The 23,574-nt window shown below is 56.5% G+C and carries 18 protein-coding genes and 1 pseudogene; 8 read left to right on the forward strand and 11 right to left on the reverse strand.

The window, feature by feature from the left end:
• The first annotated feature begins 52 nt into the window (after positions 1 to 52).
• Complete coding sequence (locus SOM82_RS04405; protein ID WP_320460238.1) at positions 53 to 967, forward strand: LysR family transcriptional regulator; 915 nt, start codon at positions 53 to 55, stop codon at positions 965 to 967.
• Positions 968 to 1,163: 196 nt separating this feature from the next.
• On the opposite strand, the gene SOM82_RS04410 is transcribed toward SOM82_RS04405, so the two are convergent.
• The gene (locus tag SOM82_RS04410) at positions 1,164 to 2,075 is read right to left on the reverse strand and encodes a LysR family transcriptional regulator (protein WP_320460237.1); all 912 of its coding nucleotides are present in this window, start codon (positions 2,073 to 2,075) and stop codon (positions 1,164 to 1,166) included.
• A gap of 102 nt (positions 2,076 to 2,177) precedes the next feature.
• Between SOM82_RS04410 and SOM82_RS04415 the strand changes: the two genes are divergently transcribed.
• Together SOM82_RS04415 and SOM82_RS04420 are read left to right on the forward strand one after the other, a co-directional pair.
• Complete coding sequence (locus tag SOM82_RS04415) at positions 2,178 to 3,284, forward strand: alkene reductase (protein ID WP_320460236.1); 1,107 nt, start codon at positions 2,178 to 2,180, stop codon at positions 3,282 to 3,284.
• A gap of 3 nt (positions 3,285 to 3,287) precedes the next feature.
• Positions 3,288 to 4,007: an SDR family oxidoreductase gene (locus SOM82_RS04420; protein WP_320460235.1), complete on the forward strand. Its 720-nt coding sequence runs from the start codon at positions 3,288 to 3,290 to the stop codon at positions 4,005 to 4,007.
• Positions 4,008 to 4,044: 37 nt separating this feature from the next.
• Here the strand turns inward: SOM82_RS04420 and SOM82_RS04425 are convergent.
• Together SOM82_RS04425 and SOM82_RS04430 are read right to left on the reverse strand one after the other, a co-directional pair.
• Positions 4,045 to 4,196, reverse strand: a pseudogene (locus SOM82_RS04425) (alpha/beta hydrolase); the annotation flags it as partial.
• Positions 4,197 to 4,300: 104 nt separating this feature from the next.
• A complete protein-coding gene (locus tag SOM82_RS04430; protein WP_320460234.1) occupies positions 4,301 to 5,554 on the reverse strand; it encodes a multidrug effflux MFS transporter in 1,254 nt (417 codons plus the stop codon).
• A 405-nt stretch (positions 5,555 to 5,959) separates the two neighbouring features.
• Between SOM82_RS04430 and SOM82_RS04435 the strand changes: the two genes are divergently transcribed.
• Positions 5,960 to 7,513, forward strand: coding sequence for a peptide MFS transporter (locus SOM82_RS04435; protein WP_154127563.1), 1,554 nt, complete (start codon positions 5,960 to 5,962; stop codon positions 7,511 to 7,513).
• Positions 7,514 to 7,634: 121 nt separating this feature from the next.
• Entirely contained in the window at positions 7,635 to 8,240 is a 606-nt protein-coding gene (locus SOM82_RS04440) for a class I SAM-dependent DNA methyltransferase (protein ID WP_320460233.1), read from the forward strand.
• A gap of 4 nt (positions 8,241 to 8,244) precedes the next feature.
• Here the strand turns inward: SOM82_RS04440 and SOM82_RS04445 are convergent, their stop codons facing one another.
• Together SOM82_RS04445 and SOM82_RS04450 are read right to left on the reverse strand one after the other, a co-directional pair.
• Positions 8,245 to 10,029, reverse strand: a complete 1,785-nt coding sequence (locus SOM82_RS04445; RefSeq protein WP_320460232.1) for a diguanylate cyclase — start codon at positions 10,027 to 10,029, stop codon at positions 8,245 to 8,247.
• A gap of 121 nt (positions 10,030 to 10,150) precedes the next feature.
• On the reverse strand, positions 10,151 to 11,260 hold the full coding sequence (locus tag SOM82_RS04450; RefSeq protein ID WP_320460231.1) for an AI-2E family transporter: 1,110 nt from the start codon (positions 11,258 to 11,260) through the stop codon (positions 10,151 to 10,153).
• Positions 11,261 to 11,765: 505 nt separating this feature from the next.
• Between SOM82_RS04450 and mmuP the strand changes: the two genes are divergently transcribed.
• The gene (mmuP, locus tag SOM82_RS04455; protein WP_320460271.1) at positions 11,766 to 13,166 is read left to right on the forward strand and encodes an S-methylmethionine permease; all 1,401 of its coding nucleotides are present in this window, start codon (positions 11,766 to 11,768) and stop codon (positions 13,164 to 13,166) included.
• Positions 13,153 to 14,085: a homocysteine S-methyltransferase gene (mmuM, locus tag SOM82_RS04460; protein ID WP_320460230.1), complete on the forward strand. Its 933-nt coding sequence runs from the start codon at positions 13,153 to 13,155 to the stop codon at positions 14,083 to 14,085. The genes mmuP and mmuM overlap by 14 nt, the downstream gene beginning before the upstream one ends.
• 452 nt (positions 14,086 to 14,537) lie before the next feature.
• Here mmuM and fbpC read toward each other — a convergent pair whose 3' ends face one another.
• The 6 genes from fbpC to SOM82_RS04490 all read right to left on the reverse strand — a co-directional run bounded on the left by fbpC (position 14,538) and on the right by SOM82_RS04490 (position 22,334).
• On the reverse strand, positions 14,538 to 15,584 hold the full coding sequence (fbpC, locus tag SOM82_RS04465; protein ID WP_154127567.1) for a ferric ABC transporter ATP-binding protein: 1,047 nt from the start codon (positions 15,582 to 15,584) through the stop codon (positions 14,538 to 14,540).
• Between the two features lie 4 nt (positions 15,585 to 15,588).
• Positions 15,589 to 17,667 (reverse strand): ABC transporter permease, encoded by a 2,079-nt coding sequence (locus tag SOM82_RS04470; protein WP_320460229.1) that lies wholly within the window; start codon positions 17,665 to 17,667, stop codon positions 15,589 to 15,591.
• Between the two features lie 65 nt (positions 17,668 to 17,732).
• Complete coding sequence (locus SOM82_RS04475) at positions 17,733 to 18,764, reverse strand: ABC transporter substrate-binding protein (RefSeq protein ID WP_320460228.1); 1,032 nt, start codon at positions 18,762 to 18,764, stop codon at positions 17,733 to 17,735.
• Between the two features lie 12 nt (positions 18,765 to 18,776).
• Positions 18,777 to 20,078 carry an MFS transporter family glucose-6-phosphate receptor UhpC gene (gene uhpC, locus SOM82_RS04480; RefSeq protein ID WP_501083553.1) on the reverse strand — a complete coding sequence of 434 codons (1,302 nt, stop codon included), beginning with the start codon at positions 20,076 to 20,078 and terminating at the stop codon, positions 18,777 to 18,779.
• 85 nt (positions 20,079 to 20,163) lie between these two features.
• Positions 20,164 to 21,705 (reverse strand): MASE1 domain-containing sensor histidine kinase, encoded by a 1,542-nt coding sequence (locus SOM82_RS04485; protein ID WP_320460226.1) that lies wholly within the window; start codon positions 21,703 to 21,705, stop codon positions 20,164 to 20,166.
• Positions 21,705 to 22,334, reverse strand: coding sequence for a response regulator (locus SOM82_RS04490; RefSeq protein WP_154127571.1), 630 nt, complete (start codon positions 22,332 to 22,334; stop codon positions 21,705 to 21,707). Before SOM82_RS04490 ends, SOM82_RS04485 begins: the two co-directional genes overlap by 1 nt.
• 269 nt (positions 22,335 to 22,603) lie before the next feature.
• On the opposite strand from SOM82_RS04490, the gene tauA reads away from it, so the two are divergent.
• A complete protein-coding gene (gene tauA, locus SOM82_RS04495) occupies positions 22,604 to 23,566 on the forward strand; it encodes a taurine ABC transporter substrate-binding protein (protein WP_154127572.1) in 963 nt (320 codons plus the stop codon).
• The last annotated feature ends 8 nt before the right edge of the window (positions 23,567 to 23,574 follow it).

Below are 23,574 nucleotides of genomic sequence, written 5' to 3' on the forward strand. Positions count from 1 at the left end.
GCGACAGGAAAAATAGGCTTTCGGAGATAAGACTTATACTCGGGGGATGAAAATGTTGCGGCTTGAAGATTTGGTCCTGTTCGTGCGTGCCGCGGCGCTGAGCAGCTTCAGCAATGCGGCGCGTGAAGCGGGCATCCAGCCGGCGCAGGTCAGCGCCGCGATCAAAAGGCTGGAATCATCGCTCGCCATCCGGCTTTTTGCCCGTTCTACCCGCAGTCTTCGCTTAACCCCGGAAGGCGAGGCCTGGCTGCCTTACGCCCGTCAGATGCTGGATGCCCTCCAGGCCGGGATGCAAAAAATCCAGAAGCCGGAAGAGACAATCTCCGGCACCTTGCAGATTGCCGTCCCGTCGGATCTGGGCCGCAATTTACTGTTGCCGGTGTTTCAGGCGCTCGGCGAGCGTTATCCGGCGTTACGCCTGCGCATATTTTTCTCCGACCAGGTGGCCGATGTATTTAAGGATCCGGTCGATATCGCCTTCCGTTATGGCACGCCGGAAGACGCGTCATACATCTCGCTCCCCATCGCCCCCGACAACAGACGCGTGCTGGTGGCTTCGCCCGGCTGGGTCGCCCGTCACGGTGACCTGACGCACCCCGACGACTTAACCCGGGTCAACGCTCTGACCTTCGTCCTGCGCGGGCGCCTTCACGATCACTGGACCTTTTTCCGCGACGGCGAAGCGTACAGCGTGAGCGTCAGCGGCAACATGATGAGTGATGATGCGGAAGTCATCCGCCGAATGACGGTCTCTGGAGTGGGGGTGGCGTACAAATCCTGGCTGGATGTCGCAGAAGATGTTCGCGCCGGTCGGCTGCAGCTGTTAATGAGAGAATATGACGGGGAGAGCGTGCCGCTGAATATGATCTGTCCGCACCGCAAACAGCTGTCTGCGGGCGTCAGATTATTGTTTGATGCAGTAAAAGCGTGCTGTGACGGCCTATCCATTCAGCACATTGCCACGTAAATCCCAACTCACCAGGTCTGAGCTTGCCTGAATCTCTCTTCGACTCCCGGCGCAAGCAACATGGAATACGTTGCGATTTCATAAGTGACTGTGACGAGTGAATGATGAGAGTCATTCTGCGTGACAAAATCACTTTTGATCATTGCAGTCATATCGAATGGATTGTTTTGTTTTTATGAGTAAATCTGTTGCGGCATCATTCATTATCCAGCCAGTTGATGAAAAACTCGCTGAACGCCGTCACCTGCAAAGGCTGAAAACGCCGTTGCGGATAGACAAACTGGAGGCCAACCTGTTTTTTGTCATGACGACTGAAACCGATAAAGGTGTCGGCAAATAAAACCGTGAGTCGCCCCTGTTCGACGTCGCGCTTCACATCCCACCATGATTTGCTGGCGATACCCGCACCGGCCAGCAGCCACTGGCGCAGCAGGGCACCGTCATCACACACCATGGCGGGTGTCACACGCACTACGGAGGGCTCATCATGCTCTTCAAAACGCCACTCGTTCATCAGCGTACCGCGCTGTTCCATTACCAGACAGCGATGCCCGTCCAGCTCATCCGGATGTTCAGGTGTCCCATGTGTTTCAAGATAGCTTTTTGACGCGACCAGTACACGGTGATTGGGGCGGATAAATTTCGTGACCAGATTGCTGTCCGGGAGGTTGCCGAAGCGCACGCTCATATCCAGGCGGTTAGCAATCAAATCCACCACACTTTCACTCAGATAGACAGAGCTTCTGACTTCAGGATGCAGGCGGGAAAAATCGAGCAGTGCCGCCGAAAGGTACTGCCGGCCAAAATCTGATGGCGCTGAAATACGCAGGTTTCCGCTGAGCGTCCCGTCTTTCTGTGTCAGCTTTGACTCGGCCTGCGCCACTTCCTCTATCACGCGAAGTGCGGCGTGGTAAAAATCCTCGCCTGCGCGTGTCAGTGCAATGGCCCGGGTGGAACGATTAAACAGCCGGGTCTGATACCGTTCTTCCAGTGCCTTTAAGCGGGCCGTCATTGTCGCAGGGGAGAGATTCATCCGCCGCCCCGCTGCGGCCAGCCCACCGGCCTCCACCACTTCCACCAGTAACGTCATATCTTCAAACTTACCCATTATTCCGTTTTCCTGAAAATAGAATCAGTTATTGCCGACATTATCAAAGCGACTCGCAGGACGTAAAGTCAAACCATAATTGACCGACCTGGAGAACAGAACATGAAACAACAGCCTCTTTTTGAAACCACGCATATTGGCCATCTTGAGCTAAAAAACCGTATTGTTATGGCTCCGATGACCCGGGCACGTACCGCGCAGCCGGGCAACATCCCCACTGCGTTGATGGCGGAGTATTATCAGCAACGCGCCAGTGCAGGTCTCATCATCACCGAAGCGACGCAGATTTCTCCGCAGGGGCAGGGTTACTCCTGGACGCCAGGGATTCATTCCGCTGAACAAATCGCAGGCTGGCGTCTGGTGACCGATGCGGTCCATAAAGTGCACGGTAAAATCTTCTCTCAGTTGTGGCATGTAGGGCGTATGTCTCACGAAAGTTTTCACCCGGATGGCAAGCCCGTTGCCCCTTCAGCGTTGTCACCGGATGCACGGGTGTGGGTGGTGAACAGCGAAGGTGTCGGGGAAATGGTTGACTGCCCCATTCCGCGTGAGCTGACCCATGACGATATTCTGCAGGTGATTGCGGATTACCGTCAGGCAGCCATCAATGCCATGGACGCCGGATTTGACGGTGTGGAAGTCCACGGTGGCAACGGGTACCTGATTGACCAGTTCCTGCGTCGCTCCTCGAATAAACGGACTGATGAATACGGCGGCAGCCTGGCCAACCGCGTGCGTTTCGCTCAGGAAGTGCTGGAAGCCATTAGCGATGCTATTGGTGCAGACCGCACCGGTATCCGTCTTGCCCCCTTCATCACCCAGCGTGGCATGGACGACCCACAGGCCATTGAAGCGATTCTGGCGCTGGCGGCGTGGTGTGAAAAAAAGGGTATTTCCTTTATTCATCTGGCAGAAGCCGACTGGGATGATGCACCGCAGGTGCCCTATGAGTTCCGTGAAACCCTGCGGGCAACCTTCAGCGGCGCCATTATTGTGGCGGGGAATTACACTCGTGAAAAAGCCGACAAACTGCTGGCGGCGGGCGTGGTGGACCTGGTGGCCTTCGGTCGCCCGTTTATCGCCAACCCCGACTTCCCGCGCCGTCTGAAACAAAACCTGCCGCTGGCAAATATAGGCAATCCGGCGACGCTGTTTGGCGGTACTGAAGTGGGTTATACCGATTATCCGTTCCTGACGACTGAGGCCTGAATCATGACACAACGCACACTCATTATTGGCGGCGCTACGGGGATTGGTTTTGCCGTGGCACAGCTTCTGGCAACGCGTGGGGAGCATATTATTCTTGCCGGTCGCCATCACGATAAACTTCAACATGCCTGCCAGCAACTTCAGACAACCGGCGCGACAGCCGAAAGCGTGGTGCTGGATATTGCCGATGAAGAACAACTTGAGCGCCTGGCCCGGACGCTTGAACCGGTAGATAACATCGTGGTGACGGCGGGCTCCCAGGCGCCGGGAGGGGCATTAACCTGCCTGGATTTGAAGACCGCCAAACAGGCATTTGATACCAAATTCTGGGGCAGTATGGCGGTTGCCCGTCATCTGAGCGGGAAAATAAACCCCGGCGGCACACTGACCCTGACCAGTGGTTTTCTTGCCCGTCGTACCGTTCCCGGCACTCTTGTGAAAACCACGATGAATGCCGCACTGGAAGCTGCAGTGAAAATGCTGGCGAAAGAGTTGTCACCTCTGCGCGTTAACGCCATCAGTCCGGGGCTGACAGATACTGAAGCCTATGCCGGTATGGCGCCGCAAGCGCGTGAACAGATGCTGGCGCGGGCGGCAGAAAATCTACCGGCCAAAAGGTATGGTCGTGCAGAAGACCTGGCAAAAGGCTATTTGTTTGTCATTGATAATCTCTTTGTGACTGGCTCAGTGCTGGATATTGAAGGGGGGGCGTTGGTGAATTAACCAGCGTAATTTTAATCTGGAGAGGCTCGGCGATGAAAGCGACAATGGCTTTACCTTGTCGTTTTCATCGCCGTGTACCAGCCCGGTCCGCCATCACTGAGAGTGAGTAAAGAGGATCGCCGGGCCGGATTTATCCCTTACGGCGGACATGGCATCAGAGATAACATTGACATCAAATGGCCCGGCATTCGCCACCGGCCATCACGCAGATGGCCAGCGTTTTTAAACGGCTCTTCCTGGCGATGTCCTCTGTTTTATCGTCGATATCATCATCTCTGAATTAACAACGCGTATTATTTAGCCCCACGATTGCCGTTAGTGATGGAATTCTCATCATTGATAGCGGTTTTTGCGGATGTTGTGGTCAGCGCCATCACTGCGCTGGCTACGGTAAAGACCGCAATGATCCAGCCCATTGTCCACGGCGTGCCGTCACTGAGCAGCGCCAGCAACAGTGAAGAGATAATACCGCTGCCGTATTGCAGCGATCCCATCAGCGCCGAGGCCGAACCCGCGGCGTTTGGCACGGCGTCCAGCGCGCAGGCCGTTGCGGTGGCAGCAATAATTCCGTTCATGGAAAAGAAGATAAACACCGCTCCGACAATCAGGCCGATCCCGCCGAACCCCAGGCCCGTGGCAACAGCCAGAACCGCGGCGGCGAGAGTGGCGACCAGTACGGCAAATTTAAGCAAAGACTCAAGCGGATAGCGATGGACCAGCCGCCTGTTGACCATGCTGACGGCCATCAGTCCGACGATATTCACCGCAAACAGCCAACCGTAATGTTGCGGGTCTACGCCAAAATAGGTGATGTACACAAAAGGCGAGCCGGTGATAAAGGCATAGGCCGCAACGTAATAGAAGGTCAGGCATAGCGTAAAGCGCATAAAACTTCTGTTTTTCAGCAGAATGAAATAGTGACTAAATGCGCCGGATAACGAAGCTTTCACCCGTTTATCTTCCGCTAACGTCTCGGGTAGCCAGAACAGGGCCATGAGCATGAACGCCCCGATTATCGCCAGCAGCCAGAAGATAGCGTGCCATGAGGTGATTTTTATCATCTGCCCGCCAACCAGCGGCCCGGCAATGGGGGCAATCGCCATGATGATCATCAGCGTCGAAAGCATTTGCGCGGCACGGGTTCGGCTAAACAAATCGCGGATCATCGCCCGCGCCAGCATCGGGCCGGTACAGGCTCCCAGGGCCTGGAATATCCGCCAGAAAACGATCTGCACAATATCCGCGGATAATGCGCACCCGACAGAGCCAATCACAAATAAGACCATACCGATAAATAAAGGGATGCGGCGGCCAAAGTGGTCGCTAATCGGTCCCCAGATTAACTGCGCAATGCAAAAGCCAATTAAAAAGCCGGTGATCGTCAGTTCCGCGTCACCCTGTAAATCGTTCGCCATCACCGGCATTGCCGGTAAATAGATGTCGGTTGATAAGGAGGTGATAGCCATTAACGCGCTAAGAATTAATACCAATGTGAGGCCGGTCGATTTTCCGCTGGCGGTAAGCGAACGTGCCTGAGAGTCAATCATAGTTATCCATCTGGATTTGAAGAGAGAGACGCATGTTAGCCGGTTTGCGCCCGCAGATAATGGCAGCCAGGGGGATAGACACTATGAGTGACATTCATCAGTCGCGCGTCAGTCAAATGAGTAAAAAAATGAAGGTCACTGCGACGATTTATGGCTCTAAATCAGATTGTTAACTCCATTGTGATGTCAATTGCCACTTGTTACCAGCCAACATAAAATCTGTAAAAGTAGACCTTGGTCGACTTTTCGTCTAAAAGATTGGGGGTTGGTACTAGACAAAACCACCATCCAGTTATCAAATGGTTAAATAATATTTCGCTGAATGTAAAAGATCGGCCAAAACATGAAGGGTCGGCGTGCATCTCAGTGTTTACAAGCACGACATCACACTTCTTCAGGAGAATTATGCAATCCTCTGTTAATAAAAATGAAAGCCGAACCTTCTTCGGTCATCCTTATCCGCTGGGCTCACTGTTCTTTACTGAAATGTGGGAGCGGTTCTCGTTTTATGGCATCCGTCCGTTACTGATTCTGTTTATGGCCGCTACCGTTTATGACGGCGGTATGGGGTTAGCGCGTGAAAATGCGTCAGCCATCGTGGGGATCTTCGCGGGCAGTATGTACCTGGCGGCGCTGCCGGGCGGCTGGCTGGCAGATAACTGGCTCGGTCAACAGCGGGCGGTCTGGTACGGCTCCATTCTGATTGCGCTCGGCCACCTGTCGATCGCGCTCTCCGCCTTTATGGGCGACAGCCTGTTCTTTATCGGCCTGATGTTCATCGTGCTGGGTTCCGGTTTGTTCAAAACCTGTATCTCCGTGATGGTAGGGACCCTCTATAAAAAAGGCGATGCGCGTCGTGACGGCGGTTTCTCGCTGTTTTATATGGGCATCAATATGGGCTCGTTCATCGCACCGCTGATCTCGGGCTGGCTGATTAAAACGCACGGCTGGCACTGGGGCTTTGGCATCGGTGGCATCGGGATGCTGGTGGCGCTGGTGATCTTCCGCGTCTTTGCCGTGCCTGCGATGAAACGCTATGACAGCGAAGTCGGTCTCGATTCCACCTGGAACAGCCCGGTGGCGAAGAAAAACGGCGTGGGCGCCTGGCTGGTGGCACTGGCGGTGGGCGTGGCGATTGTCGTAACGCTTATCGCGCAGGGCATCATCGTCATCAACCCGGTCGCGGTTGCCAGCGTGTTGGTCTACGTGATTGCCGCTTCAGTGGCCCTGTATTTTATTTATCTGTTTGTGTTTGCCGGTCTTAATCGTAAGGAGCGCGCGCGACTGCTGGTGTGCTTTATCCTGCTGGTCTCGGCGGCGTTCTTCTGGTCCGCGTTCGAGCAAAAACCGACCTCATTCAACCTGTTTGCGAACGACTATACCCACCGTATGATCGGCGATTTTGAGATCCCGGCCGTGTGGTTCCAGTCGATCAATGCGCTGTTCATCATTCTGTTGGCGCCAGTGTTCAGCTGGGCGTGGCCAATGATGGCGCAAAAAGGCATCCGTCCGAGCAGTATCACCAAATTTGTTATCGGTATTCTGTTTGCGGCCGCGGGCTTTGGCCTGATGATGCTGGCGGCGCAGAACGTTCTGAGCAACGGCGGGGCGGGCGTGTCGCCATTCTGGCTGGTGGGCAGTATTCTGATGCTGACACTCGGCGAACTGTGCCTTAGCCCAATTGGTCTGGCGACCATGACCCTGCTGGCACCGGAAAGAATGCGCGGTCAGATGATGGGGCTGTGGTTCTGCGCCAGTGCTCTGGGCAACCTGGCGGCCGGTCTGATTGGCGGTCATGTGAAAGCCGATCAGCTCGATATGCTGCCGGATCTCTTCGCACGCTGTTCCGTGGCGCTGCTGATCTGTGCTGGCGTCCTGATTCTGCTTATCGTGCCGGTGCGTCGTATGCTGGCAAATGCGCAGGTTAAAACCGAGCAAAAGCCGGTGACCCACGCCTGACAAAAAATGCACACTGACTTCACCAAACCGGCGCGCCATGCGCCGGTTTTTTTTGCTGTTACACTGACGAAAAGCGAAACCCTGGCGAAGCGCCAGCTATCCCGGACAAATGAGGCCAGCCATGTCAGATGCAGAGGCGAAAAACATTCTTAAACTTTACGACACCCATGCCGACGCATTCGCGCGCTTACGCTCACGTCAGTTGATGGAAAAAGCCTGGCTGGACACGTTTCTGCATCTTGTTGGGGCGCACGGTTCGGTCGTGGATATTGGCTGCGGGAATGGTCGTCCGATTGCTGAATATTGTATTCAGCAAGGATTTCAGGTCACCGGCGTCGATGGTGCATCTGCGATGCTGGCGAGAGCGCAACAGGCGTTTCCAGAACAGCGCTGGGTGAATCTTGATATGCGCCAGATGGCGCTCGAAAAAACCTTCGATGGCCTGATCGCCTGGGATAGCTTTTTCCATTTGACGCGCGAAGATCAGCGTCTGATGTTCCCGATTTTTGCCCGCCACAGCCAGCCGGGCAGCGCGTTGATGTTCACCAGCGGCACCTGTAACGGCATTGCGATGGGAGAGTTTGAAGGGGAGCCGCTGTACCACGCCAGCCTGTCGCCTGAAGAGTATCGACAGTTGCTGGCGGAAAATGGTTTTACGGTTCTTCAGTCGGTATTCGAAGACCCGCACTGTGGCGGACATACGGTCTGGCTGTGCCAGTTTGCCTGAAGCATTACCCCGCCTCCAGCATGCCGAAACTGACAATTCTCGATCTGCCCAGCTCTTTGGCGCGATACAGCGCCACGTCCGCCGCGCGCAGCAGGTTGTCACTTTGTGCATGTTTCGGGTAGCTGGCAATCCCAATCGACACATCGACGGGGCCAATTTCAGCCAGCCCATAGCGCAGCGATAAAGCACGAACCCCTTCATAAATTTCGGTGGCGCAGGCGTGTGCGCCTTCTTCGCCGATGCCGTTCAGTAACGCCAGAAACTCTTCTCCGCCGTAGCGGAAAGCGATGCCGTTGTCGTGAACCGCGCGCTGAATAATCGCCGCCACGCTTTTGATCACCTGATCGCCCGCTTCGTGACCAAACCGATCGTTAATGCTTTTGAAGTGATCGATATCGATCATCAGGCAGCTCATCGGCTCGTTGTTGCGCAGCGCCTGGCTCATCAGAGTCTGCATTTTGTCTTCAAGGTGATGACGATTACGCAGGCCGGTTAAGGGGTCGTACAGGGCCTTTTCCAGCAGCGCGTCGCGCAGACGCTGGTTGGCCAGCGCCAGGCCGAGCGCCTCGGCCATCAGCTCCAGATAAGCGCGGGAGGGGGCACTCTCCGGCGCGATGTTCTGGAAAGAGAGCAGGCCAATGGCCTCGCCCTGGGCGATCAGCGGCACGCATAGCGACTGATTCGCCGCGGATTCCGGCAGGTGATAGCAGGCGATATCCGGCTCACCGTTAACCGGCGGATGGCTCTGGCCGCGGCGCACCGCCCAGCATTCATCCGGGTGGAACGAGGCCGGATTCTCCCCGGGGGTGAGCCAACGGGCGACACAGCGCATCTGCACGGGATCGCGATCGAGAATATAGAGTTGCCCGCTGATTCCCGGTGCGATGTTGGGGGCAAAAAGCTGTGCGACGTTAATCACGTCGGCGAAATTTTCACAGCCCTGCAGCCGCTGGGTCATGCGCGCCAGTAGCTCGCGGATCGCCCAGTCGGCGTCGCGCTCCTTTTCCAGACGCTGACGCACCAGGCCATTCTCGCGGAAAACACGGATCGCCTGCGCCATATCGCCGATCTCATCGATCTGGTTGAAGTTGGGCGTTTCAACGGCGTAATCCTGTGACGCCAGCCGATGCACCACATCGCTCAGACGCACCACCGGGCGCAGCACGCGGCGTTTTAAAATAAAGCCGAGGACGAACAAAAACAGCAGGGCGGTCAGGCCGACCATCACTTCCGACAGCGTGCGCAGCGTGCGGGAGGTTTGCGTGGCGTGTTCGATGGCGGTGTGCGCGCGGCTATCCAGCATCTGGCGGAAATTGTCGATCTGGTCCTGTACTCGCTCCAGCTCCAGCTCGTAAGATTTGCCGTACAGCAGGGCGATGGCCTGCGAAGTGTCGCCGCGAGCCATGCTGGTTAGCGCGGCCTGTTGCTCGTCCTGCAGTTCATCAACCCCCTGCAATCCCTCGTGCAACAGCGCCAGCTCTTCGCCGGTCGCGCCGTTATCTTTGAGCCTGGAGAGTCGGTGTTCAATCGCCTTCAGGGATTGCCTCTTTTGCTGATATTCCTTCAGCGCGTTGGGGTCTTTATTAACGACATACAGGCGAATCAAATCGGAAAGTGACCAGGCATCGGTTTCGACTTCCCCGGTTAGCCTGTCAAAAATCTGTCGTTGTTCGACCGCCTGACGCTCAGCATTATCGGCATTTGAGGCCAACAGCATCACCACGCCGGACGCGAGAGTCAGACACACTGTGGCACCGTAGGCCCAGTTCGTTATGGTGGCAATTCGCACCTGTTCGATCCTTCTCAGCCATAAGTGGGATAGCTTTTTTGAAATTATAGGAAACGTATGATTTTGCGTGACAAAAAAATGGCGGCCAATGGCCGCCTGTGAGTGATTTATCGTCCGGGAATTATAAATCCTGAGGATTTTTCCCTTCTTCGATAAACGCCTCGTCGATTTCGTCCGCGTTCCCCGCGTGATCGCGGCCAGAGAGCAAATTCCAGCAGGCGATAAACAGCGCGGCCACCAGCGGACCAATCACAAAACCGTTAATGCCGTAAATTTCCATCCCACCCAGGGTGGAGATCAGAATTAAATAATCCGGCATTTTGGTGTCTTTGCCGACCAACAGTGGACGCAGGATATTATCCACCAGGCCGACGATGATGACGAAGAAGCCCACAATGAAGAATCCTTGCCACAGCTGTTGGGTGGCAAACAGGAAGATGGCGGCAGGAACCCAGATAATGGCTGAACCTACGGCCGGGATCAGCGACAGGAAGGCCATTAGCGCGCCCCACAAAATACTGCCGTCGATGCCCGCAATGTAAAAGGCAATCCCGCCCAGAATCCCCTGAACCACCGCAACGACGGCGGTCCCTTTCACCGTGGCGCGGGAGACAGCGGCAAATTTTGCGAACAGGTGCTGTTTAACAAAATCTGACAGCGGCAATGAATCCAGGATTTGACGCACCAGATACGGCCCGTCTTTGAGCAGGAAAAACAGCAAATAGATCATCACGCCAAAGCTAATCGCAAAGCTGAACGTCCCTTTGCCGATTAAGAATGCGCTCCCCGCAAAATACTGGCCGCCTTTGAGTGCTACTTCCGATAATTTTTGCTGGATTTGCGCGGCGTTATCCAGATTGTGCTCAACGAGGAAACTTCTTGCCCAGTCAGGCAGATGGGCGAAAATGCTCGCCACCACTTCCGGGAACTGCGGGTTGCTATGCTGAAGTTTGGTGTAAACCACGTTCAGCTCGATGGCGAGCGACGAGATAATCACAATCAGCGGCGTAAATACAATCAGGCAGATAATCACCAGCGTGAGTAGCGACGCCAGCCCGTTACGTTCGCCCATCAGGCTACGCAGCTTATTTTTCACCGGGTGGAAAATCACCGCCAGAATCGAGGCCCACAGCACGGCGGAAAAGTAGGGCGCCAGTATGTCAAAGAAGGCCACTGAAACAATGGCGAGGATCAGGATAAAGAAACCTTTCGTCAGTCCTTTAAAGCGCATTAGAGAGTCCTGGTAGCAAAGAAACAGAGTCGACTATAGAACCCTTTGCAGGATTTACCAATTTTGTTGCGCCGATCACAGAGCAGGATCGATCCCCTCACCCCGCAGGGAAAAGGGCTGTACCGCGTTAAGCAAACCGGCTGGCTCCCGGCCGATAAATTTCCATTTCCCGATCCGTAGGCCCTGCAAAACGTGTTGACAACCCCCTTCTTCGACGATATGTGGCCCGCGTGGTGGCGGACACCTGTCCGTGTGATCCCGCCTGTTGCGGTTAGCACTTTCGCCTGAACGAAGAGCGCCGCGACTCGCGCCATGCTGTAAGTATCTGCTTGATGGAGGTGCTTATGGCCTGGCGACCGTTTCTCTACGTTATTCTGACACAACACCCCCGACTCAGCGCCCGCCGCGCCCGGCTGCGTCTGGTTCATGGCTAGCTTTTTGTTAACAATCGCGGTATAACACACCTTCTTTGGATGTTTAGATGTCCATACGTTTAGAAGGTAATATGCAAACAGAACACGAAAATGGGCAGCTAAAACGCACCATGAAAACCCGCCACCTGATTATGCTTTCGCTAGGTGGCGTGATTGGCACAGGGCTGTTTTTTAATACGGGCTATATTATTTCCACCACCGGCGCGGCGGGCACGCTGCTGGCGTATCTTATCGGCGCGCTGGTGGTCTGGCTGGTGATGCAATGTCTGGGCGAGCTGTCCGTCGCGATGCCGGAAACCGGGGCATTTCACGTCTATGCCGCGCGCTACCTCGGCCCGGCGACAGGGTATACCGTGGCGTGGCTCTACTGGCTCACCTGGACGGTGGCGCTCGGTTCGAGCTTTACCGCCGCCGGATTTTGTATGCAGTACTGGTTCCCGCAGGTGCCCGTCTGGGCCTGGTGCGTGGTGTTCTGCGTGGTCATTTTTGCCCTCAACGTCATCTCTACCCGCTTCTTTGCCGAAGGGGAATTCTGGTTCTCGCTGGTGAAAGTGATCACCATCATCGCTTTTATCATCCTGGGCGGTGCGGCGATCTTTGGCTTTATTCCCATGCAGGACGGTTCACCCGCGCCGGGGCTGGCGAATATCACCGCAGAGGGCTGGTTCCCGCACGGTGGTTTGCCGATCCTGATGACCATGGTGGCGGTGAATTTTGCCTTCTCCGGAACGGAGCTCATCGGCATTGCGGCAGGTGAAACGGAAAATCCACACAAGGTCATTCCGGTCGCGATCCGCACCACTATTGCGCGCCTGATTATTTTCTTTATCGGCACCGTGTTTGTGCTGGCGGCGCTGATCCCGATGCAGCAGGCCGGAGTGGAAAAAAGCCCGTTCGTGCTGGTGTTCGAGAAAGTGGGTATTCCGTACGCGGCAGATATTTTTAATTTCGTGATTTTAACGGCGATCCTTTCGGCCGCTAACTCCGGTCTGTATGCGTCGGGCCGTATGCTGTGGTCGCTGTCCAACGAAAAAACGCTGCCGCGCTGCTTTGCGCGCGTCAATAAAAACGGCGTCCCATTGACGGCGATCTCCGTGAGTATGCTGGGCGGGGTCCTGGCGCTGTTCTCCAGCGTTGTCGCGCCAGACACGGTGTTTGTTGCGCTGTCCGCGATTTCTGGTTTTGCGGTGGTGGCGGTGTGGATCAGTATCTGCGCGTCGCACTTTATGTTCCGTCGTCGTCATCTGCAGGCTGGCAAACCGCTGGCGGAATTGCAGTACCGCGCGCCGTGGTATCCGCTGGTCCCGATTCTTGGGTTCGTGCTCTGCGTGGTGGCTTGTGTTGGTCTGGCTTTTGATCCGACCCAGCGTATCGCCCTTTACTGCGGTCTGCCGTTTGTCGCGTTGTGTTATGGTGCGTACTACCTGACACAAACTCTGAAAACCCAGGAGCCTGAACATGTCGCAGAATAATCCGCTTACCACCCTCCTTGAAAATCAGCCATTTATCGTGCTGGACGGGGCGATGGCAACGGAGCTGGAAGCGCGCGGTTGTCATCTTGCCGATAGCTTATGGTCTGCCAAAGTGCTGGTAGAAAACCCGGATCTTATCCGCGAAGTTCATCTCGACTACTTCCGTGCCGGCGCGCAGGTGGCGATCACCGCCAGCTATCAGGCAACGCCGGAGGGATTTGCCGCGCGGGGATTTGATGAAGCACAGTCCCGTGCGTTGATTGGTAAAAGTGTGGAACTGGCCCGCAAAGCGCGCGAAGCGTATCTGGCGGAAAACTCGCAGGCGGGCACGCTGCTGGTGGCCGGATCCGTGGGGCCGTACGGCGCTTTTCTGGCGGATGGCTCCGAGTACCGTGGCGATTATGTGCGCACGGCGGAGCAGTTTTTCGCCTTCCATCGTCCACGGGTGGAAGCCCTGCTGGATGCGGGGGCCGATCTGCTGGCCTGCGAAACGCTGCCGTCGTTTACGGAGATCAAAGCTCTGGCAGCGCTGCTGGCAAGCTATCCCCGCGCTCGCGCCTGGTTCTCGTTTACCCTGCGCGACAGTGAGCATCTGAGCGACGGCACGCCGCTGCGCGACGTAATGGCTGCGCTGGCGAACAACCCGCAGATTGTGGCGCTGGGCATAAATTGTATCGCGCTGGAAAACACCACGGCGGCGCTGAAACACCTGCAAAGCCTGACCGATCTGCCGCTGGTGGTCTATCCGAACTCCGGTGAACACTACGATGCGGTGACCAAGACCTGGCATCACCACGGCGAAGCCTGCGAAACGCTGGCGGGATATTTACCGCAGTGGATAGCGGCGGGCGCGAAGCTGATCGGCGGCTGCTGTCGAACGACGCCTGCGGATATTGCAGAGCTGAACGCGCAGCGCTGAGGTTTTGCCGGGTGGCGTAGCGCTTACCCGGCCTAAGGTTCGTGCCGTTCGTAGGCCCGGCAAGCGTAGCGCCGCCGGGCATCCATCACCGCACCTCTGCTTACGCTAGTCATTCAATCATCCCTTCATCTGTTCTGATCCAGCGCAGCCCTTTCACACGGGAAAAGTCATTCACAGTCATTATCGTTTTTTTAAAGCAATGGGGTTGTTACAGAACAATAAAAGACCTGCCTTTGCCGAGAGCCGGGAGTGTAAAGGGGGCGGCGATAGCCCCCTTACACGTTCACGGGTGACGGGGTTCACAGAGAAACAAGGAAAGGAAGGTGAACGGAACGACTACTTCAGTCGCATGCTTCCCCTCACCGCAGCCCTCCCCCTGAATGGAGAGGGGGCCGACCGTGCCGCTATTTTTTTGTGAAGTTCCCTCAACCCACTGGAAGGGGGAGTACAGCCTACGCCGCATCCGCTAACACAAACATCCCATACGGATGGATCTCCAGATAGTAGTTATCGCCCTCATTCGGCTGCAGGCGCGTCGCATTCACCTGCAACAAAATCTCCTGCCCGTGCCAGTCAACGATGACCTCATACTGCGGCCCCATGTAGGCGACATGGCGGATGGTACAGCGCTGGCTTTCGTCGCCGCGCTCACTCAGGGTAATGGCTTCCGGACGGACGCCCACGGAGCCTGAACCTTCACGCGCAAAGTGCATCGGGCGCGGCAGGCGATAGCCGTGGATCTCGACGAAATCGTCGCTGAAACGGGCGGGGAACAGGTTGGCGTCGCCCATAAAGCTCGCCATAAAACGCGACGCGGGCTGGCGATAGAGATCCTGCGGCGAACCAATCTGCATAATGTTGCCTTTGTTCATCACCAGCACGGTGTCGGACACCGCAAACGCCTCGCTCTGATCGTGCGTGACGTACAGCGAGGTAATGTTGAACTGCTTTTGCAGCTCGCGAATTTTGTCGCGCATACTGCGGCGCAGGTTGGCATCGAGGTTACTCAGCGGTTCATCAAACAGCAGCACTTTTGGCTTGAGGATCAGCGCGCGCGCCAGCGCCACGCGCTGCTGCTGGCCGCCGGAGATCTGATCGACATAGCGATCTTCAAACCCTTCCAGATCGACCATCGCCAGCGCCTCTTTTACCCGCGCTTTGGTTTCCGCGCGCGACACGCCGAGCATTTTCAGGCCGTAGCCGACGTTCTCGCCCAGCGACATGTGCGGGAACAGGGCGTAAGACTGGAACACCATACAAATATCGCGCTGCTGGATGGAACGATGCGTCACATCCTCGCCGTCGATCAGAATTTGCCCTTCGGTGGGCTTTTCCAGTCCGGCGACCAGACGCAGCACGGTGGTCTTGCCGCACCCGGACGGGCCGAGAAGTGTGACCATTTGCCCCTGCGGGATCGCCAGGTTGATGTTCTCAATAACGGTATTATTCCCGAAGCGCTTGGTGACATTGCGCAGTTCAACGAAATGTTTCTGAGTCATAGGGTTACGCCTGGTTTTTGGCTTTTGAACGGGAGGTACGCGCCTCACCGATCAGCCAGTCAAAGAGGAAAATGATCGCCAGCATGACCACAATCAGGATCGAGCCGTAGGCGATCGCCACGCCGTATTCGCCGTCTTCCACGCGGTTCAGAATATAGGCCGTTGCCACGCGGGTATCCGGCGTGACGAGGAACACAATGGCACTCACAGTGGTAATGGCGCGCACGAAGCTGTAAATCAGCGCCGACAGGATAGCCGGGCGCAGCAGCGGCAGCAGAATGTGCGTGATGGTGCGCAGCGATCCGGCGCGCAGGCTGAGCGACGCCTCGTCCAGTGATTTGTCGATCTGCCCCAGGCCCGCAATCCCGGCGCGAATGCCGACCGGCACGTTACGCATCACCATCGAAATAATCACAATCGCCGCGGTTCCCGTCAGGTAAACCGGGGCGCTGTTAAAGGCCAGGATATACGACACGCCCGCCACCGTGCCCGGTACGGCAAAGCACAGCATGGTAGTGAATTCGATGGTCTTTTTGCCTTTAAATTGCTGGCGGACCACCACCCAGGCGATTAACAGACCAAACCCGGCGGTGATCGGTGCGGCGATCCCGGCATACAGCAGAGTATCGAGCAGAGAAGGCCATGCGCCGTCGTTCATCCCCTGGCCGAACAGCTTGATAAAGTTATCCAGCGTCAGGGTGTAATCCACGCCCCAGTTGACCGTAAAGCTGCCGTAGAAAATGCTGCCGTAGAGCAGGGCATTAAAGGCTATCCACACCGCCAGCAGGGCGATCACGCTCCACACCAGCGTCACGGGCAGCGGCTGCACATCACCGCGGTATGATTTGCCTGAAACGGTGACGTACGACCGTTTGCCGATCCACATGTACTGGATGCAGAACACCAGCAGCGAGAAGACCAGCAGGAAGGCACCGAGCGTACTGGCGGCCTGATAATCGAGCTGCGAACCGGTGATATAGAAGTAGATTTGCGTCGCCAGCACGTCGAAGTTGCCGCCCAACACCAGCGGGTTACTGAAGTCGGCCAGCGACTGCACGATCACGATCAGGAAGGCGTTAGCCAGCGCCGGTTTAAGCAGTGGCACGAAAACGCCGTTAAAGGTCTGCCAGCGGCTGGCGCGCAGGGTATAGGAGGCCTCTTCCAGCGACGGATGAATCGTTTTGATTGCCCCGTCGAGGATCATAAAGGCCATCGGGGTGAACGCCAGCACTTGCGCCAGCCAGATGCCGGTAAATCCGTACAGCCAGTTGGTGTTGGTCAGGCCGAACCAGTCGACCATCAGCTCGGTGACATAGCCCGAGCGGCCCATCATCAGCGTTACGCCTAAACCGACCACAAACGGTGGAGTGACGATCGGCAGGATCGAGAAGATGCGGCCAATAATGGCGCTGCGTCTGGCGATTCGGGTGGTGTAAATCGCCAGCACCAGGCCGAAGAAAGTACAGCCAATCCCGACGGCAATCGACAGCAGGATCGAGTTGATAATGACCTGGACGATATGCGCCTGCGACAGCACATTCATAAAGGCCAGCGGGGCGAATTCTCCTGCATCGTTGGTGAACATCGGAATGAAAATGGCGATGCTCGGCCAGACAATGAAGATGCCGATCAGCGCGACGATAGCGATCAGCGAGCCAATCACAAAGCGGTCACCGCCCAGCCATTCCAGACGCGTTAGCGCCAGAGTCATGATGGCGCCAAGGGCGATAAACAGCACGATGGTGGCATAACCCAGGCCGCGTCCTTCAATGGTGGCACTGATCACCACAAAGGCCATGCACAGCAGCGCCCAGCCAGCATCAAGATAGTGGCGGCTGCGCTGCTCGCGCTTCGCTTCGTTAAACGGCCGCACCAGCAGCAGGCCTGGCAGCAGATACCACAGCCAGCTGATATTGAAATGGGACCAGCTGTAGGCGTCGATAATTTCGTCGCGCGTTGACTCCAGCAGGCCGTAATCCAGGCTCCAGCTCGGCAGCAGCGCAAAAGCCAGCCAGCTAAGCAAAACCCACAGGAATACCGCATCCCGTTTTTGGGTGGGATGAAGAGCTAATGTGTGTGACATAAATTTTCCGGGTGTTGGAGGCCCGGCAGTGAAAAACCGCCGGGCGAGAACCACTTATCGTGGGCTTATTTACCCATCTTCACGTCGCTGACCCATTTGTTGATCAGCGCCTTACGCACATCCGTTGAGCCGTATTTATCCATGTCATAGCTAATGAGTTTCAGATCGTCGAGCTTCAGCGAGTTCGGCGAAGTCTCGGCGGTTGTATTGGTCAGGATCTGGTAAGATTTGCCTTTCTTCCACGCCAGCTCCTGCGCCTCTTTGGAGAGTACCCAGTCCACGAACAGCTTCGCGTTCTCTTCGTTTCGCGCGCCTTTCAGGATGCTGACGCCGCCGATCTCATACCCGGTGCCTTCGCACGGTGAAATCAACTCCAGCGGTGCGCCCTGTTCTTTTTCCAGCGAATAGTCGTGCAGGAAACCGATCCCAATGGCCGTTTCACCGCGCGCGGCGTTACGCGCCGGGGCGATACCGGATTTGGTGTACTGGGAGACGTTGCCGTTGAGCTGTTTCAGGTAGTCGAATGCCTGATCTTCGCCCCACAGCTGTACGAAGGTGGCGAGCGCGGTATAGGCCGTGCCAGAACTCTGTGGATCGGCAATCTGGATCTCGCCTTTGTATTCCGGTTTGGTCAGATCTTTCCAGCATTTCGGCACGGGCAGGTTTTTCTCCTTCAGGCGCTGGGTGTTGACGCCAAAACCGAGAATACCGACGTAAACCGCGGAAGAGAGGTTGCCTTTCACTTTGGCCGGATCGCGGAATTTCTCCATGATCTGCTCCAGATTTTTCGATTTATACGGCTGCAGCAGACCCATCTCTCCGGCCTGCGATTGCGGATCCAGCGTGCCGCCGTACCAGACATCCGCCTGCGGGTTTTTCTTCTCGGCATCGACTTTTGCCAGCGTGCTGCCGGAGCCGTTGCGAATAAACGAGATTTTGACATCGTACTTATCGCCGAACGCTTTGGTTTCGGCTTCGCACATTTCGTTAGTGGCGCTGCAATAGACCACCAGACGGCCTTTGGCCTGTGCGGCACCGGTTAAGGTAGCGAGTGCGATCCCGGAAGCAATGAGGGTAGAGAGAAGCGTTGTTTTCATTATTCAGCCCTTTTAAGACGTTATGTGACTGCGAGAAGCGGTGATGCCCGACATCAGCAGCGGCATCAGTAATAAACCCATCAGTACGGCGGCGATGGAGAGCAAACTGAACATCCCCGACCAACCGTATCGTTCGATAACCAGCGACAGTGGCCATCCGGCAAGTGAAGCGCCCAGATAGGCAAAGACGCCGAGAAAACCGGTAATTGAGCCTGCCGCCTGCTTATGTCCGCATTCGACGGCGGCAAGACCAATCAGCATTTGCGGCCCAAAGACAAAAAAACCGACCGTAAAAAAACACATCGCCAGCAGGGCGTAATGATGAACCGGCGCCAGCCACAGGGCGGCGACAGCAACCATCAGCCCCAGAGTGAACAGCAAAATCATTGGCGCGCGTTGCCCGCTGAACAGCAAATCCGATCCCCATCCGGCGAATAACGCGCCGAGAAGACCGCCCACTTCAAACAGCATCACCGTTGCGTTGGCACTGAGCAGATTGACGCCGTGGCTTTCCGACAGCCAGATGTTGCCCCAGTCGTTCAGCGCGATGCGGATCAGATAGACCAGCACATACGACGCCCCCAGCAGCCAAATCATCGGGTTTTGCAGCATCGTAGTGCGTAACATCTGCCACAGCCCCATCGGCGGGCTTTGCTGCTCCTGGCGCAACTCCAGCGGATCGTTGCGCCACTCCCCGACCGTGGGCAGACCCTCTTCCTGCGGTGTCCCCCGCAGCTGTGTGGTCAGCCACAAGCCGAGCACAATGCTGATAATCCCCGGTGTCAGCATCGCGGCCTGCCACCCCCAAAGATGGGCGGCAAAGGCACAAATCAGAGGAATAATCGCCCCACCGATATTGATGGAGGTATTCCAGCATCCCCACCAGAAGCCACGCTCGTTGCGCGAATACCAGTGGGTGAGCAATCGGGCACAGGGCGGCCAGCCCCATCCCTGAAAGAATCCGTTCAGCGTCCAGATGAACAGCAGCAGCCCGAAGGAGTCGCTGAAGGTGAACAGGACGTTTAGCACACCGGTCGCCAGCAGACCGATACCCATAAACGCCCGCTGTCCGTGACTGTCGTGCCACAATCCGGCGGCAAATTTTGATAACCCGTAGCTCAGATAAAACAGCGAACCGATAAGCCCGATATCGCTTTTGCTCAGCCCCAGGTCCATTTGCAGCGCGGGTAACACGTAGTTGACGCTTTTACGTGTCAGATAAAAAGCGGCGTACCCGACGGCCATGCACAACAGTAAGCGTGGGCGTAGCGCCCGATAACGTTGAGTAATCTGTTCAGCAGACAGTGCGTGCATGGCGTTCTCCGGTTGAGCTGACTGTAGGAAAGTGCAAGGCAAAAGGGATGAGAGAAAGTCTGGAGTGGCTAAGACTTTTTCCTGGTTAACGCGGTGTTTGTTGCAAAATTGTGGGCAGGTTAACAATTACGCGTGTGCCGCCCTGCGATGCCAGGGTGAATTCACCGCCCAGCGCGTGAACCCGTTCGCGCATGCCCTGAATGCCAAAACCGGCGGACGTGTCGGGCTGGATACCGCCGCCGTTGTCCGTCACCTCCAGTAAGAGACGGTTATCGTGCTGGCGCAGCACAATCGTCACTTCACTGGCATCCGCGTGTTTGCTGACGTTATTGAGCAGCTCCTGCACCAGGCGATAGAGGGTAAAAATCAGGGTTTCGTTTTGCGGCGGCGCGTCTAAGCGCCAGTCAAAACGACAGGTAATCCCTCGCTCGGCAAAGGCGAATTCGTTCACCAGATGATGCAGCGCTTCCTTGAGCGACAGCTCATCCAGCACCGGCGGGCGCAGCTGGCGCAACAGCTGACGGGTCGAGTGATGAATGCGCCTGGCCAGCTCGTTAATCTGTCCGGCGGCTTCGATCGCCAGCGGCGTATCTCCCGCGCGTTTCACCAGCTGAGACTGGATCTGAATCGCCGTGATGTTCTGACCGATTTCGTCGTGCAGCTCGCGGGCCAGATGCTTGCGGGTATCTTCTTCGGTGTGGATCAGCTTTTCGGTGAGCTCTCGCCGCGCCTGTAGCTCCGCCTCAAGCCTGCGGCGATAGTGGTCAAGATTCAGCGCCAACTGCTGCTGACGGCTGATGGCAATCCCCAGCCCAATGCCGAGCAGCGACTGGGTGGCGAGGAAAATTTCCAGTTCCAGTAAATCGCTAAACCCGACGCCCACCTGACGGGCAATGGTGATCATCATGCTGCCCAGCAGCCCGGAGAGCACGCCGCCCTGCCAGCCGAATTTCCACGCCATCACCACGTTTGGCAGAAACACCACAATCAGCAGCAGGCGTTCGAGGGCCGGGGAGAGCACCATTTGCGTGCCGATCCCGATAATGAAAAACAGGCTGCACCAGATAATTAAAGAGGTGCGCAGCGGTGGGTTGGTGGTGTCCAGCCCGAGAAGATGGTAGCGGTGCTGCTGGCGCAGGAATTCGAATATCAGATAGACAAAGGGGGTCAGCAGCACGCCGCCGGTAAAGGAGGCCAGACCGAGCAGTGTGGCGGGGCTTTGCAAAAATGGCGCGAGGATCAGGGTTTGCAGAACGGCATTGACGCTCACCGCCGCAATCAGCAGCGACAGCCGCTGCCAGTACAAGGGAAAACGGTGCCAGTAGCGCTGCACGGTGTAAGCGGACACCAGCCCAACGGGCGGCGCGGCCAGCATCAGATAGCTTGTCAGTAATTGCTCACTGTGCAGCCAGAGAATGGCGGCGAGCGTCGGCATTACCACGGCGGGCCAGAAGCGACGCGCCAGCAGGATCAGCAATGCCAGATAAACACCCTGCGGCAGAAACAGCACCGCCTGCTGGCCGTTGTGAGTGAGATAAAAACTGAGCGTCCACAGCATCAGCCAGCCGGTTCCCCAGGCCAGCATAATAAACAACGACAGAATAATGTGCCGCAGGGAGCGCCGCATCAGTGGCCCGTCAGCAGCTGATTATCGAGAGCGAAATGCACCAGCTCAATGGTGCTGCTGCACTGCAGTTTGCCCAACACATTCGCGCGATGAACGTGGACCGTCTTATGGCTCAGTTCGAGGGTGAAAGCGATGGCTTTGACGCTTTCGCCTTTAACCAGCAGGTCGAATACCTCGCGTTCGCGCGGGGTAAGGACATCAAGCACTTTCGACACCGGCTGGCCGCCGCGCAGGGCTTTTACCGCATCGGCGCACAGATAATGACCGCCCATACCGACGGAGCGCACCGCCTGCACCAGCTCTTCCGGGCCGCAGCGCTTGGTGAGATACCCGCTGGCCCCGGCGTCGAGCGCGCTTTGCACGAAAGCGGGCGTGTCATAGATGCTCAAAATGATGGCGCGAAACGTCGGGCGCTGCTGGCGAAGCCGCTTGAGCAGGCTGAGGCCGTTTTCATCAGGCATGGCGACATCCAGCACGGCAACGTCAATATCGCGGTGCGTTAAGGCGGGCCAGGCCTCGGCGGCGCTGCTGTACTGGCCTTCGACCACCAGGTCGTCTTCCAGATTTAACAGCTGCGCGAAACCGGACCGTACCACCACATGGTCATCTACCAGCACCACTTTGATCATTTCATCCACCTTTGCTGAATACTGGCTCTATGATGCCTGTCGCCATCGGGCTGGCAATCGTGTGCGTACGGATATGGAATGAATGTAACAAAATTGCAATAAAGACGTCGAACGGGCAAGCCAGACGTGACCCTCTCCGCACGAAATTCACTATGCTTTGCCACTTTTTTTCTAAAAACCTTTCGGCATTACAGATTCTTTTTTATTCCTTTATCAAAATTCCCGCGCCGGAAATACTGCACCCATAACAAGAGAGGGGAGCAGGCACTATGGCAATTTCATCGCGAATCACACTACTCGGCGCTCTGGCGCTGTGGGCATTTCAGGCGCAGGCGGTAGACGTGACCGTCGCGTATCAAACTTCTGCTGAACCGGCGAAAGTCGCGCAGGCGGATAACACCTTTGCAAAAGAAAGTGGGGCAAACGTTGACTGGCGCAAGTTCGACAGCGGCGCGAGCATCGTGCGGGCCTTAGCCTCTGGCGATGTGCAGATCGGCAACCTTGGCTCAAGCCCGTTAGCCGTGGCGGCCAGCCAGCAGGTGCCGATTGAAGTGTTCCTTCTCGCCTCGCAGCTCGGAAACTCCGAGGCGCTGGTGGTGAAGAAAAACATCACCAAACCCGAAGATCTGATCGGTAAGCGCATTGCAGTACCGTTTATCTCGACCACCCACTACAGCCTGCTGGCAGCGCTGAAACACTGGGGTATCAAGCCGGGTCAGGTACAAATTCTGAACCTGCAGCCCCCGGCGATTATCGCGGCGTGGCAGCGCGGGGATATTGACGGCGCTTATGTCTGGGCGCCGGCGGTCAACGAGCTGGAAAAAGACGGGACCGTGCTGACCGACTCCGAAAAAGTGGGGCAGTGGGGCGCGCCGACGCTGGATGTCTGGGTGGTGCGCAAAGATTTCGCCGACAAGCATCCTGACGTGGTGAAAGCGTTCGCGAAAAGCGCTATCGACGCTCAGCAGCCTTATATCGAAAACCCGGATGAATGGTTAAAACAGCCTGCCAATCTGCAAAAACTGTCGCGCCTGAGCGGCGTCCCGGAATCTGACGTCCCAGGACTGGTGAAAGGCAACACCTATCTGACGCCTGCGCAACAGATACAGCAGCTTTCCGGGCCGGTGAATAAAGCGATTGTGGATACAGCCGGGTTCCTGAAAGAGCAGGGCAAAGTGCCTGCGGTAGCGGCGGACTACAGCCAGTTCGTCACCGATCGCTTTGTGAAATAACCGGAGGC

Origin of the sequence: Lelliottia sp. CFBP8978 (genome assembly GCF_034046055.2) — a bacterium.
In the GTDB taxonomy this organism is placed as follows: Bacteria; Pseudomonadota; Gammaproteobacteria; order Enterobacterales; family Enterobacteriaceae; genus Enterobacter.

Excerpts from the sequence above, each read along its gene's own strand:
- SOM82_RS04405 (WP_320460238.1), top strand. The coding sequence starts at position 53 with ATGTTGCGGCTTGAAGATTTGGTCCTGTTCGTGCGTGCCGCGGCGCTG.
- SOM82_RS04410 (WP_320460237.1), bottom strand. The coding sequence starts at position 2,075 with ATGGGTAAGTTTGAAGATATGACGTTACTGGTGGAAGTGGTGGAGGCC.
- SOM82_RS04415 (WP_320460236.1), top strand. The coding sequence starts at position 2,178 with ATGAAACAACAGCCTCTTTTTGAAACCACGCATATTGGCCATCTTGAG.
- SOM82_RS04420 (WP_320460235.1), top strand. The coding sequence starts at position 3,288 with ATGACACAACGCACACTCATTATTGGCGGCGCTACGGGGATTGGTTTT.
- SOM82_RS04430 (WP_320460234.1), bottom strand. The coding sequence starts at position 5,554 with ATGATTGACTCTCAGGCACGTTCGCTTACCGCCAGCGGAAAATCGACC.
- SOM82_RS04435 (WP_154127563.1), top strand. The coding sequence starts at position 5,960 with ATGCAATCCTCTGTTAATAAAAATGAAAGCCGAACCTTCTTCGGTCAT.
- SOM82_RS04440 (WP_320460233.1), top strand. The coding sequence starts at position 7,635 with ATGTCAGATGCAGAGGCGAAAAACATTCTTAAACTTTACGACACCCAT.
- SOM82_RS04450 (WP_320460231.1), bottom strand. The coding sequence starts at position 11,260 with ATGCGCTTTAAAGGACTGACGAAAGGTTTCTTTATCCTGATCCTCGCC.
- mmuP (WP_320460271.1), top strand. The coding sequence starts at position 11,766 with ATGCAAACAGAACACGAAAATGGGCAGCTAAAACGCACCATGAAAACC.
- mmuM (WP_320460230.1), top strand. The coding sequence starts at position 13,153 with ATGTCGCAGAATAATCCGCTTACCACCCTCCTTGAAAATCAGCCATTT.
- fbpC (WP_154127567.1), bottom strand. The coding sequence starts at position 15,584 with ATGACTCAGAAACATTTCGTTGAACTGCGCAATGTCACCAAGCGCTTC.
- SOM82_RS04470 (WP_320460229.1), bottom strand. The coding sequence starts at position 17,667 with ATGTCACACACATTAGCTCTTCATCCCACCCAAAAACGGGATGCGGTA.
- SOM82_RS04475 (WP_320460228.1), bottom strand. The coding sequence starts at position 18,764 with ATGAAAACAACGCTTCTCTCTACCCTCATTGCTTCCGGGATCGCACTC.
- uhpC (WP_501083553.1), bottom strand. The coding sequence starts at position 20,078 with ATGCACGCACTGTCTGCTGAACAGATTACTCAACGTTATCGGGCGCTA.
- SOM82_RS04485 (WP_320460226.1), bottom strand. The coding sequence starts at position 21,705 with ATGCGGCGCTCCCTGCGGCACATTATTCTGTCGTTGTTTATTATGCTG.
- SOM82_RS04490 (WP_154127571.1), bottom strand. The coding sequence starts at position 22,334 with ATGATCAAAGTGGTGCTGGTAGATGACCATGTGGTGGTACGGTCCGGT.
- tauA (WP_154127572.1), top strand. The coding sequence starts at position 22,604 with ATGGCAATTTCATCGCGAATCACACTACTCGGCGCTCTGGCGCTGTGG.